Here is a 12,252-nt window from a genome sequence, read left to right as displayed (position 1 = left end):
GCGAGGCCCGAGCAAGCTGCACTTCTGACAGTGGACAGTAAATCTGTTACCACTCCTTCTTGAACAGGTCCTGTGAGATCAGCGGCCCCAGGTGCGGCCACGCGCGTGCACCAGCAGGCCTCCCTCATTGAGCTTTCCCAGCTTGACGGGTGCGAACCCGAGTTGTTCGGCCAAATCCGCGACGTGAGCAGTCGCGTCCTCGTCGTCGCTCGACAGAAACAAGACCCGGTGGTCCGCCGATCTGAATACGTCGCGTCGTAATGCGGTGATCGCGGACATGACCGAAGTGGAACTGGTTTAGCCCGGGGGTCGCCGCCTATCGATGAGTTGGTACCAGAATGGCAGCTCAACGAGTCCTCAACGCCAACACCGGACTCCGCAGTCGGAGGGCGTCCTATCACTTGACGTGCTCAAGTTGCTCAATGATCCCGCCACGCGCGCGCCGCTCGGGAGATGTTGCTTGCACCTTCCGGCCGCAGCGGTCGTCTCACAAACCAGTCGGTCGGAATCTTGGCCTACCACTCGGCGAATGAGCCGTCATTGTGGCGCCAGACCGGGTTGCGCCAGCGGTGTCCTTCCCTGGCGCGCTCCTTCACATAGTCCTCATCGATCTCGACGCCGAGGCCCGGCCCATCGGGAATGGCGACATAGCCGTCCTGATAGCGGAATACGTCCTTGTTGGCGGCGTAGTCGAGCAGGTCATTGCCGGCATTGTAGTGGATGCCTAGGCTCTGCTCCTGGATGAAGCAATTGTAGCTCACGGCGTCGAGCTGCAGGCATGCGGCCAGCGCGATCGGCCCGAGCGGACAGTGCGGCGCCACAGCCACGTCATAGGCCTCAGCCATCGCCGCGATCTTGCGGCATTCGGTGATGCCGCCGGCGTGCGAGAGATCCGGCTGGATGATGTCGACGACCGCTTCCTCGAACACCGACTTGAAGTCCCAGCGGCTGTAGAGCCGTTCGCCGAGCGCGATCGGCGTCGAGCCGAGTGCGGCGATCTCCTTCAGCGCCTCGCGGTTTTCGCTGAGCACCGGCTCTTCGATGAACATCAGCCGGTAGGGCTCAAGCTCCTTGACCAGGATGCGCGCCATCGGGCGGTGCACGCGGCCGTGGAAATCGACGGCGATGCCGATATTCGGCCCGACCGCCTCGCGCACCATGGCGACGCGCTCTATAGCCGCGTCTATCTTGTCGTGGCTGTCGACGATCTGCAGTTCCTCGGTGCCGTTCATCTTGAGCGCTTGGAATCCGCGCGCCACCATATCCCTAGCGCCGGCCGCCACTTCCGCCGGCCGGTCGCCGCCGATCCAGGAATAGACCTTGATCGTTTCGCGCAGCCTGCCGCCGAGCAATTCATGCACCGGCACGTCGAGCGCCTTGCCTTTGATGTCCCACAGCGCCTGGTCGATGCCGGCAATGGCGCTCATCAGGATCGGCCCGCCGCGATAAAAGCCGCCGCGATGCATCACCGTCCAATGATCCTCGATCAAACGCGGATCCTTGCCGATCAGATAGTCGGCCAGTTCCTTGACCGCCGCTTCGACCGTCAGCGCCTTGCCTTCGACCACCGGCTCGCCCCAGCCGCTGATGCCGGCATCGGTCTCGATCTTGAGGAACAGCCAGCGCGGCGGAACGATATAGGTGGTCAGAGCGGTGATCTTCATGCGGCCGGCCGGTCTCAGTTGTTTTTCAGTTTCTTGGCGCTGACGAGGTCGCGCGCGGCCAGGTCGAGTATCTTATTGGCTGCATTGCGCGCGGCGGCGGCGTCGCGCATGCGCAGCGCCTCGACCACCTCGCCATGCGCCGCCGCCGCTTCCCTGCGCCTGACCGGCGAGATCGTCGCCGTGGCTTCCAGCGAAAACAGCAGCGCCGTGTCGATCAGCTTGCCGATCTGGCGGAAGATAGGGTTGTGGCTCGCGCCATAGACGATCTGATGGAAGACGATGTCGGAGCGCGAGAACTGCGTCAGGTCCTCGCCTGCGCCGGCCATGCCTTGCCAGGCCGCTTCAAGATCGGCGATCTCCTGCAGCGTCGCGCGCGTTGCCGCAAGTTCGGCGACCAGCGGCTCGATGGCGCGGCGGGTTTCTAGGATAGCGTCGAACAGCTTGTCGTCCAGCGCATGCGGCGCATGCCAGGCCAGCACCTGCGGGTCGATGATGTTCCAATTGTCCTGGTCGCACACCACCGTGCCGACGCGTGGACGGGACAGTACCAGCCCCTTGGCTGCCAGCACTTTCAGCGCTTCGCGGATGACGGTGCGGCTGACGCCATATTCGATGCCGAGATCGTTCTCGGTCGGCAGTGACGACCCGGCCGGATATCGTCCGGAGAATATGTCGGAGGCGATCGCCTTGGTCACGTCGGGCATGACGCGCGGACGGCGCGCCGTCTCGCGCGTTTGCGTGTCTTCGTCAGCCTTCTTCGGTGTTTCGTTCACCTCAGCCCCTCCTCCAAGGCAGCGAACCGTTCGGTTTGCGCGCAATTGGTCCGGCCTTAGCGGATGCGAGTGATTTGCGCCAGCGACTACTTATCGGACTACCTATCTCATTTATCATACCAGATCAATTGACGGGTATGATAAAATTGATTACACACGACCAATCCGGGCTGAGCGCCCGGCTGTTTGCTGGGAGGTAATCATGCGACTTTTGAAAACCGCGCTCGTCGCGGGTGCTCTCGCCGTCTTGTCGGTCACCACGATCGCGTCGGCCTACGCTCAGGACACCAAGATCGGCTTCATCGTCAAACAGCCGGAGGAGCCCTGGTTCCAGGACGAATGGAAGTTCGCCGACCAAGCCGCCAAGGAAAAGGGTTTTACTCTCGTCAAGATCGGCGCCGAGGACGGCGAGAAGCTGATGTCGGCGATCGACAATCTGGGCGCTCAAGGAGCGCAAGGCTTCGTCGTCTGCACGCCGGATGTGAAGCTCGGCCCCGGCATCGTCGCCAAGGCCGCCGCCAACAATCTCAAGCTGATGACGGTCGACGACCGCCTCGTCGGCGCCGACGGCAAGCCGCTGGAGGATGTGCCGCATATGGGCATCTCCGCCACCAAGATCGGCGAGGCCGTGGGTCAGGCCATCATCGACGAGATGAAGCCGCGCGGCTGGAAGATGGACGAGGTCGGCGCGATCCGCGTTTCGTACGACCAGCTGCCGACCGCCGTCGACCGCGTCGAAGGCGCGATCTCGGTGCTGAAGGCCGCCGGCTTCAAGGCCGAAAACATCTTCGATGCGCCGCAGGCCAAGACCGACACGGAAGCCGCGCTCAATGCCGCGACCGTGGTGCTCAACGCCCATGCCGACATCAAGAAGTGGATTGCCTTCGGCCTCAATGACGAGGCGGTGCTGGGCGCAGTGCGCGCTTCTGAAAGCGTCGGCATTCCGGCGGACGGCATGATCGGCGTCGGCATCGGCGGCGCGGAATCGGCGATCAACGAGTTCAAGAAACCCGCCGCCACCGGCTTCGTCGGCACGGTGATCATCTCGCCCAAGCGCCACGGCTACGAGACGGCGCTCAACATGTATGACTGGATCGCCAACAACAAGGAGCCGGCGAAGCTGACGCTGACCGCCGGCGCGCTGGCCAAGCGCGACGATTACCAGAAGGTGCGCAAGGACCTCGGTATCGAATAGTCCTCCCTGTACAAACAGGCGGCGGCTTGATGCCGCCGCCTGTTTGGCATGCTCAAGAAGGATCGAAGCCCCGTGTCCTTTCTCGAATTCTCCAACATCACCAAGACCTATCCGGGCGTCAAAGCCTTGTCGGATGTGTCGTTCGGCGTCGAAAAGGGCGCCGTGCACGGATTGATGGGTGAGAACGGCGCCGGCAAATCCACCCTGATCAAGATCCTGTCCGGCGACCAGCATGCCGATGCCGGCGAAATAAGCATCGACGGCAAAGTCCAGGTCTACGCCTCGACCAGAAATGCCTTCGACAATGGCGTCATTGTCATCCACCAGGAATTGCAGCTGGTGCCCGAGCTGAGCGTCGCCGAGAATCTCAGCCTCGGACGCTTTCCGGCAAGCGCCGGCGTCATCGCCCGCCGCCGCATGCTCGACGATGTCGGCGCCAAGCTGAAATCGGCCGGCATCGATATCGACATGCGCCGCAAGGTCAAGACGCTCTCGATCGGCGAGCGCCAGATGGTCGAGATCGCCAAGGCCGTGATGCTCGACGCCCGGGTGATTGCGCTTGACGAGCCGACCTCGTCGCTGTCCTCGCGCGAAAGCGAGATCCTGTTTAAGCTGATCGGCCGGCTGCGCGGCGAGGGCAAGGTCATCCTCTATGTCTCGCACCGCCTCGACGAGGTGTTCCGGCTCTGCGACAGCCTGACGGTGCTGCGCGACGGCAAGCTTGCCGCGCATCATCAATCGCTGAAGGATGTCACGCGCGACCAGGTCGTGGCCGAAATGGTCGGTCGCGAGATTTCCGACATTTGGGGTTTTCGGCCGCGCAAAAGGGGAGAGGTTCGCCTCAAGGTCGACAATCTGAGCGGCACCAGGCTGCGCACGCCGGCAAGCTTCGAAGCCCGCGCCGGCGAGATCGTCGGCTTCTTCGGCCTCATCGGCGCCGGCCGATCCGAACTGATGCGGCTGGTCTTCGGCGCCGATCCGCGTTCGGGCGGCACGATCACGGTCGACGGCAAGATCGTTGCCGCCGCCAGCCCGCATGACGCGATCAGGGCCGGCATCGTGCTGTGCTCGGAAGACCGCAAGCATGACGGCATCATCCAGGGCCGCTCGATCGAAGAGAACATCAACGTCTCGTCCAGGCGCCATCACACGCGCTTCGGCGTCCTGAACTGGACCAGCGAGATCACGACGGCCGAAACCTTCATCAAGAAGCTCAAGGTGCGCACGCCGTCGCGCAAGCAGGACATCGTCAATCTCTCAGGCGGCAACCAGCAGAAAGTCATCCTCGGCCGCTGGCTGTCGGAGCAGGACATCCGCGTGCTCATCGTCGACGAGCCGACACGCGGCATCGATGTCGGTGCCAAATCGGAGATCTACGAGCTGCTCTATCAACTGGCCGAGGAGGGCATGGCGATCGTCGTCGTCTCCTCCGAGCTGCCGGAAGTGATGGGCATTTGCGACCGCATCCTGGTGATGTGCGGCGGGCGCATCAGCGCCGAGCGCGCGCGCGACCAATTCGCCGAAAAGGCGATCCTGGCCTCGGCGCTCCCCGACAAGAAAACCCCCGACGCCATCGCATCCTGAGGATTTCTAATGACCAGTCGGCTGAAGAAGATCCTGCTCGGCGAACAAGGCCTCGTCGTCATCTTCATCGTCGCCTTCGCGCTGGTGTCGCTGCTCGTGCCGAACTTCCTCACCGACCGCAACATGCTCGGCCTGCTGCAGTCCGTGGTCACCGTCGGCATCGTCGCCTGCACGATGATGTTCTGCCTCGCGGCGCGTGACTTCGACCTGTCGGTCGGCTCCATCGTCGCCTTTGCCGGCATGGTCGCGGTCATGGCCTCGAACGCAACCGGCTCGATCCTGCTTGGCCTCATCGCAGCCATCGCCTGCGGCGCCGTCGTCGGCTGGGTCAATGGCGTCGTCATCGCCAAATTCCGCATAAACGCGCTGATCACCACTCTCGCCACCATGCAGATCGTGCGCGGTTTCGCGCTGATCTCGTCGGACGGCCGCGCCGTGGGCATCAACAGCCCGGATTTCTACCAGCTGGCCCTGTCGAAGCTGCTCGGCATACCGACGCCGATCTGGGTGCTGGCGGTGCTCTTCGCCATTTTCGGCTTTGTGCTCAACAGCACCGTCTTCGGCAAGAATACGCTGGCCATCGGCGGCAACCCGGAAGCTTCGCGCCTGGCCGGCGTCAACGTCGATCGAACGCGCATCTGGATTTTTACCCTGCAGGGCGTGGTGTGTGGCATCGCTGGCATCCTGCTTGCCTCGCGCATCACCTCCGGCCAGCCTAACGCCGCGGTGGGCTTGGAGCTTTCGGTGATCTCCGCCTGCGTGCTCGGCGGCGTCTCGCTTGCCGGCGGCAGGGCGACGATGTCGGGCGTCATCGTCGGCGTGCTGATCATGGGCATCGCCGAAAACGCCATGAACCTGATCAACATTCCGGCCTTCTATCAATACATCGTCAGAGGCGTGATCCTGCTCCTGGCCGTGCTGCTCGACAATCTGCGTTCTTCGGCATTGGGGCGGCGCTGATGGGACGCCTCTCCGGAAAACGCATCTTCCTCACCGGCGCCGCGCAAGGCATCGGCTACGCCATCGCCGAGGCCTGTCTGCGCGAGGAGGCCGGGCTGTTCCTGGTCGACCGCGACGCGGACATCCTCGTCGAAAGCGCTGCACGTTTCGGCGACGTCGCGCATGCCGCAGCCGACATCGCTGATGCCAAGGCAATCAAGGCCGCAATGGCGGCGGCGACGAAGGCCATCGGCCCGATCAACACCGTCATCAGCAATGCCGGCATGAACGTCTTCTCGACGCCGCTTGAAGCCACCGAGGACGACTGGACGCGCAATCTTGACGTCAATGTGAAAGGCGCCTGGCACTGTGCCAAGGCGGCGCTCCCGGGGATGATCGGGCAGGGCGGCGGCGTGATCCTCAACATCGCCTCCACGCACGCCTTCACCATCGTCCCGCACACCTTTCCCTATCCCGTCGCCAAGCATGCTCTGCTTGGCCTGACCAAATCGCTGGCGATCGAATATGCCGGCAACAATATCCGCGTGAACGCGCTGGCGCCCGGTTATGTCGCCACCCAAAAAGTCATCGATTACTGGAACAGTTTCGACGATCCGGAGGCTGCGCGGGCCAAGACACTGGCGCTGCATCCGGGCGGGCGGATCGCTACGCCGGAAGAGATCGCCATGGCGGCGGTCTTTCTCGTCTCCGACGAATGCCCCTTCATCAACGCCGCCTGCCTCGTCGCGGATGGCGGCCTGAGCGTGCTTCACCACCCCTGACACACAAGCCACAATGGGAGGAAACCATGGCAAATGATGTCTTCGCGAAATCCCTGCTGACGCGCCGGCAGGCGCTTGCGCTTGGCAGAAGTGCCGCGCTGGCTGCCGCGCTGCCGCGCGGCGCCTTGGCCGCGGACGAGAAGGTGACGCTCTGGCATGGCTGGACCGGCGCCGACAACACCACCGCGCTCAACGGCGTCATCGACACCTTCAACAAGGGCGGCAAGGGCGTCATCGTCGAGCCGACAGGGTATGACTGGGACACGTTGTTTTCCAAATGGGTGGTCTCCTCGGCCGGCGGTCGTGCGCCGGACCTGGTGCTCTTCCACATCACCGAGCTGCCGGAATTCGCGACGCGCAAGGTCATCCGCCCGATTGACGACATCGTCGCTTCGTCCGGTCTCGACCTGTCGCAGGTTCCCGATGCCGGCCGCACCGGCGTGACCTTCGACGGCAAGGTCTATGCCGCGCCGCTCGACGTGCATCCGCTCGGCTTCTATTACAACGTCGATATGGTGCAGGAGGCGGGGCTCGATCCGGCCAAGCCGCCGAAGACCGGCGAGGAATTCCTCGAATGGGCAAAGAAGCTGACGGTCAAGGACGGCAGCGGCAAGGTCACGCGTTACGGCTTCGAATTGCCGAACACCTGGGCGACCGCACGCTGGATCTGGTTCAGCCTGATGTACCAGTTCGGCGGCACCTTCCTTGACGACAAGGGCCTGGCGGCGGTTGACAGCGAGGCCTCGCAGAAGGCGCTGCAATATCTCGTCGACCTGATCAACGTGCATGGCGTGACCAATCCCGAGGTCGGCGGCAACAAGGGCGAGGACGCCTTCGCCTCGAAGCAGGTCGCCATGAAGTTCATCGGCCCCTGGGAGGTCAATCTGCGCATGGCGCAGAAGATGAATTTCATGACCGCCCAATTGCCGGTGTTTGGCCAGAAGGCGGCCGTCTGGGCGAACTCGCATTGCATGGCGGTGTCGAAGCAGAAAAGCGACGACAAGCTCGCCGCCGACGGCACCTTCATGAAGTGGTTCTTCGACAACTTCGCAGCACCCGCCACCACCGTCGGCATCATCCCGCAGAGCAAGGCGGTGCGTGAAAGCGCTGCCTTCACCGGCACCGAGCAGTACAAATACTTCAAGTCCTTCGTCGACGATCTGCCCAACATCGTCTACGAGCCGCTGATCCCGCAATACCTGTCGGTCTTCTCCTTCGACAAGCCGACGCCGCTGGTCACCAATCTGCAGGCAGCCCTCAGCGGCTCCAAGCCGGTCCCGGACGCCTTGAAGGCGATGAAGGAAGGTCTCGACGCGCAGCTGAACAAGGGCTGATGACATCGCTGGCATCACAACCGGCGGGCCGCTCCAGGGCCCGCCGCGCATCCGCGCAGGAGGGAGGCGCGCTGCGCAGCGGCATGACGCTTGCCGCCTACCTCTTCCTGTCGCCCTATCTGGCGCTGTTCATCGCCTTCATGCTTTTGCCGACGATGGCCGCCATCGGCATCAGCTTCATGCGCTGGGATATCCTCGGTACGCCTGAATTCATCGGGCTGGACAATTACCGCCAGATTTTCGCCGATCCGCTGTTCCTGACCGCCATTAGAAACACCTTCTATTTCGTCTTCCTGACGGCGATCCCGATGGTCGTTCTGGGACTGGCGCTAGCCATGCTGCTCGACCAGAAGCTCAGGGGCACCGCCTTCGTGCGCACGGTTGTGTTCCTGCCTTATGTCGTCATGGTCTCGACCGTCGGCATCCTGTGGGGCTGGCTGTTCGACAAGGGCACCGGCCTCGTCAACTATTACCTCACCACCATCGCCATCGAGCCGATCGCCTGGCTCAAGGACCCGCACTGGTCCATGCCGGCTTTGGCCATCACGACCATCTGGTGGACCGTCAACACCAACATGATCATCTTCCTGGCGGCGCTGCAGGACATTTCCGAGGAACTGCATGATGCCGCCACGCTCGACGGCGCCGGCCCATGGCAGCGCTTCGTCTACATCACCTTGCCTTTGCTGCGGCCGGCCATGGCGCTGGTCACCGCGCTCACCATCATCAACGGCTGGCGCGTCTTCGGCCAGGCTTATGTGATGACGCAGGGCGGGCCGGAGGCGAGCACCTTCGTCATCGTGCAGTATATCTATCTCACCGCGTTCCAGAATTTCGAGATGGGTCCGGCCGCCGCCGCCGGTGTGGTGCTGCTCCTGATCACGCTGGTCTTTTCGCTCGCCCAGATGAAGCTGATGAAGGCAATCTGATGCAGGACCGGCGCTCCAATCGTGCCGGAAAATCGCTTGGCGGGCGAACGCTCGCCTATGTGCTGATGGTCGTCGTGACGGCGCTCTGGGGCGCGCCGATCCTGTGGATGCTGGTCACGTCGATAAAACCGGAGAGCGAGATCTACGCCTATCCGCCGGCCTGGATCCCGGACGCGCCGACAACGGAAGCCTATAGCGCGCTGTTCCAGCGCTTCCCCATGCTGACCTGGTTCCGCAACTCGGCCGTCGTCGGCATTCTCTCCACCGTGCTGGCCCTGGCCGTCGATGCCTTGGCCGCCTATCCGCTGGCGCGCATGCAGTTCCCCGGCCGCCGCGTCATCATGGGCGTCATCTTCGCGACCTTCCTGCTACCTTACGAATTGCTCTTCGTGCCGCTGTTCCTCGGCCTGAACAGCTACGGCCTGGTCGACGGCATCTTCAGCCTGACCGTGCCGGCATCGGCCAACGCCTTCGGCGTCTTCCTGCTCACCCAGTTCTTCCAGGCCGTGCCGCGGGAACTCGAAGATGCCGCCATCATGGACGGCTGCGGCCGTTTCGGCTTCTTCTGGCGCATCCTCTTGCCGCTCACAAAACCGGGCCTTGCCACGGTGGCGATCTTCACCTTCGTCGCCAGCTGGAACAATTTCTTCTGGCCGCTGATCGCCACCAATTCCGACCAGACGCGCACGCTTCCCGTCGGCCTGGCGACATTGGTCGGCGGCGCCGGCATGTCGATGAAGCAGAGCGTGTTGATGGCGTCCGCCGTCGTGGCGACGCTGCCGACGGCACTCTTCTTCCTCGCCTTGCAGCGGCACTTCGTGCGCGGCATCGCCGCGACCGGCATCAAGGGCTGACCATGGCTGATATCGAGATCGCCAGCCACCGACTTCGCTGCGTGCTCTCGACGCAAGGCGGAAGCATCTGGCGGCTGGAAGCGGACTTGGGCGGTGGCTGGCAGAAACTGCTGCGCCCGCCGCCGGAAGGTTCGGATCGCGACCCGCTGAAGGCCGGTTGCTTTCCGTTGGTCCCTTTCGGCAACCGGGTCGAAGGCAATCGCTTTCTGTTCGATCGGACCGGGTATCGTCTGAAGCCCAACACACCCTGGGACAAGCACTACCTGCACGGCGACGGCTGGCTTGGCGACTGGACTGTCGAGGATCGCGGCGACGCCGAGGCATCGCTGTCGTTCGAATTTCAGGGAGAAACGTATCGCTATCGCGCCACGCAACACTTCACATGCGAAGGGGCGAACTTCAGGGCGATCCTTGGCGTGACGAATCTCGGCGAGCGGCCGATGCCGTTCGGGCTCGGCTGGCATCCCTATTTTCCGCTGACGCCGGCAACCACGCTTGCAGCGCCGGCGAAGGCTTATTGGACGGAAAAAGCGGGCTGGCTTCCTGACGCCTGCGTCGCCATTCCCGAGAACCTGGATTTCAGCCAACCCAAAAAGGTGCCACGGCAATGGATTAACAACGGTTTCGAGGGTTGGGATGGCGCGGCGTCCATCGCCTGGCCTGAACAGTGCACGCGGCTCGGCATCGAAACCGCGCCCGCGCTGTCGCGCTATTTCATCTTCGTCTCCGACACGCAGTTCGATCCGCACTACCGCGAGGACTTCTTCTGCTTCGAGCCCATGAGCCACTCGGCTAACGGCCACAACCTGCCGGATTTCGGTGGCCTCACGGTGCTCGCGCCGGGGCAGGGGACCGAGATTTCCATGGCACTGTCGTGCAGTGCGACAGAGGATGCGGCATGACCAGCTTCACGGAAGTCTTCCGCTCGCGCGACAAACTTGGCGAGGTTCCGGTGTGGGATGTGGCCGAGCAGGCGCTCTATTGGGTCGATATCGAGAGCAGGCGGCTGCGCCGCTTCGACCACGCCACCGGTCAGGTTAGCGAATGGCAATTTCCCGAGCGCATTGGCTCTTTCGCACTGCGCGAAAGAGGCGGGCTGGTCTGTGCCTTCGAAAGCGGGCTGGCCTTCTTCGATCCGGCTACCGAAAAGATCGACTGGATCGCCAGACCCGAAGCGCATATCCCCACCAACCGCTTCAACGACGGTAAATGCGACCGCAAGGGCAGATTCTGGGCCGGCACGATGGACGACAACCTCAAGGACCACAGCGCCTCGCTTTATCGGCTCGATCCCGACTTGCAGGTGACGCGCCTGGCGGGCGGAATCTGCATCTCCAATTCTTTAGTCTGGAGCCTCGACAACAGCATTTTCTATTTCGCGGATACGCCGGACAACGCGATCTACGCTTACGATTACGATCACAACGCTGGGACCATCGCCAATCGCCGGCTCTTCGCCTCGACCGCCGAGCAGCCGGGAACGCCTGACGGCTCGACGATTGACGAGCATGGCTATCTGTGGAACGCGCAATGGGACGGCTGGCGCCTAGTACGTTATGCGCCGGACGGCTCGATCGACCGGGTCGTCGAACTGCCGGTGCAGCGTCCATCGAGCTGCATGTTCGGCGGCCCGGACCTTGCGACGCTCTATGTCACCACCGCCATATGGGATTCCAGCGAGGCCGACCTGCGCTATCAGCCGCTGGCCGGCTCGCTGCTGGCGCTCCACGTCGGCGTGCGCGGCGTGCCGGAGCCGCGCTTCGCCGGCTGAGACCAAGGATGTTCCTGCGGCGTCCACTCCAACCAGCGGCAGCATGATTCACGGCTCGTAGCGTTATTGCCCATGTGATCAGCGTCGCCGCGCCGTGCATGTCAAGAGTTTCCGGTTCAAGACAAGCCAACAAACAATGTAGCCGCCCAGAATCAAAACGGGACGTGAACGTGCCGACTTTGGTCAGCGCGTCTCGAAGCTGCAATGTTGCCAGGGGTGCGGACGGCTGACAGCAATAAGGGCTCCGGCCAAGGCGGCTGGCGACGCGAGGTGCAGTGCCTCCCACGCATTGCAAAGCCAGGGTAGGTTTACTTGTTAAGTCCGTTGGCCATGTCCAGATGGCTGGAGGAGAATGTCGGTAACTTGCCCGCTAACACCGACCGATGCTGGCGCAGCAGCTCGAGCAGGACGCTTTAAGATGGCTCGT

Annotated in this window: 11 protein-coding genes and 1 pseudogene; 9 read left to right on the top strand and 3 right to left on the bottom strand. The window is 63.1% G+C overall.

Annotated features, from left to right (window positions below; all coding sequences use genetic code 11):
* Positions 1–46: 46 nt before the first annotated feature.
* The 3 genes and pseudogenes from LB515_RS05365 to LB515_RS05355 form a co-directional block, all read right to left on the bottom strand.
* Positions 47–234 (bottom strand): annotated as a pseudogene (locus tag LB515_RS05365) (NADP oxidoreductase coenzyme); the annotation flags it as partial.
* Positions 235–515: 281 nt separating this feature from the next.
* A complete protein-coding gene (gene dgoD, locus LB515_RS05360; RefSeq protein ID WP_224706986.1) occupies positions 516–1,664 on the bottom strand; it encodes a galactonate dehydratase in 1,149 nt (382 codons plus the stop codon).
* 14 nt (positions 1,665–1,678) lie between these two features.
* On the bottom strand, positions 1,679–2,368 hold the full coding sequence (locus tag LB515_RS05355; RefSeq protein WP_224707160.1) for a FadR/GntR family transcriptional regulator: 690 nt from the start codon (positions 2,366–2,368) through the stop codon (positions 1,679–1,681).
* Between the two features lie 271 nt (positions 2,369–2,639).
* Between LB515_RS05355 and LB515_RS05350 the strand changes: the two genes are divergently transcribed.
* From LB515_RS05350 to LB515_RS05310, 9 genes are all read left to right on the top strand, one after another.
* Positions 2,640–3,632: an arabinose ABC transporter substrate-binding protein gene (locus LB515_RS05350; RefSeq protein ID WP_224706985.1), complete on the top strand. Its 993-nt coding sequence runs from the start codon at positions 2,640–2,642 to the stop codon at positions 3,630–3,632.
* 72 nt (positions 3,633–3,704) lie between these two features.
* On the top strand, positions 3,705–5,216 hold the full coding sequence (gene araG, locus LB515_RS05345; RefSeq protein ID WP_224706984.1) for an L-arabinose ABC transporter ATP-binding protein AraG: 1,512 nt from the start codon (positions 3,705–3,707) through the stop codon (positions 5,214–5,216).
* 9 nt (positions 5,217–5,225) lie between these two features.
* Positions 5,226–6,176, top strand: a complete 951-nt coding sequence (araH, locus tag LB515_RS05340) for an L-arabinose ABC transporter permease AraH (RefSeq protein ID WP_224706983.1) — start codon at positions 5,226–5,228, stop codon at positions 6,174–6,176.
* On the top strand, positions 6,173–6,937 hold the full coding sequence (locus tag LB515_RS05335) for an SDR family oxidoreductase (protein WP_224707159.1): 765 nt from the start codon (positions 6,173–6,175) through the stop codon (positions 6,935–6,937). Before araH ends, LB515_RS05335 begins: the two co-directional genes overlap by 4 nt.
* A gap of 26 nt (positions 6,938–6,963) precedes the next feature.
* Positions 6,964–8,271, top strand: a complete 1,308-nt coding sequence (locus LB515_RS05330; protein WP_224706982.1) for an ABC transporter substrate-binding protein — start codon at positions 6,964–6,966, stop codon at positions 8,269–8,271.
* Positions 8,271–9,200, top strand: coding sequence for a carbohydrate ABC transporter permease (locus tag LB515_RS05325; RefSeq protein WP_224706981.1), 930 nt, complete (start codon positions 8,271–8,273; stop codon positions 9,198–9,200). Before LB515_RS05330 ends, LB515_RS05325 begins: the two co-directional genes overlap by 1 nt.
* Entirely contained in the window at positions 9,200–10,054 is an 855-nt protein-coding gene (locus LB515_RS05320) for a carbohydrate ABC transporter permease (RefSeq protein WP_224706980.1), read from the top strand. The genes LB515_RS05325 and LB515_RS05320 overlap by 1 nt, the downstream gene beginning before the upstream one ends.
* A 2-nt stretch (positions 10,055–10,056) precedes the next feature.
* Complete coding sequence (locus LB515_RS05315; RefSeq protein WP_224706979.1) at positions 10,057–10,956, top strand: aldose 1-epimerase; 900 nt, start codon at positions 10,057–10,059, stop codon at positions 10,954–10,956.
* Complete coding sequence (locus LB515_RS05310) at positions 10,953–11,825, top strand: SMP-30/gluconolactonase/LRE family protein (protein ID WP_224706978.1); 873 nt, start codon at positions 10,953–10,955, stop codon at positions 11,823–11,825. The genes LB515_RS05315 and LB515_RS05310 overlap by 4 nt, the downstream gene beginning before the upstream one ends.
* The last annotated feature ends 427 nt before the right edge of the window (positions 11,826–12,252 follow it).

The sequence above is a fragment of the Mesorhizobium sp. CA15 genome (genome assembly GCF_020165215.1).
Classification (GTDB): domain Bacteria; phylum Pseudomonadota; class Alphaproteobacteria; order Rhizobiales; family Rhizobiaceae; genus Mesorhizobium.
The sequence above is the reverse complement of the archived record's forward strand: the minus strand, read 5'-3'. Positions and strand labels throughout refer to the sequence as shown.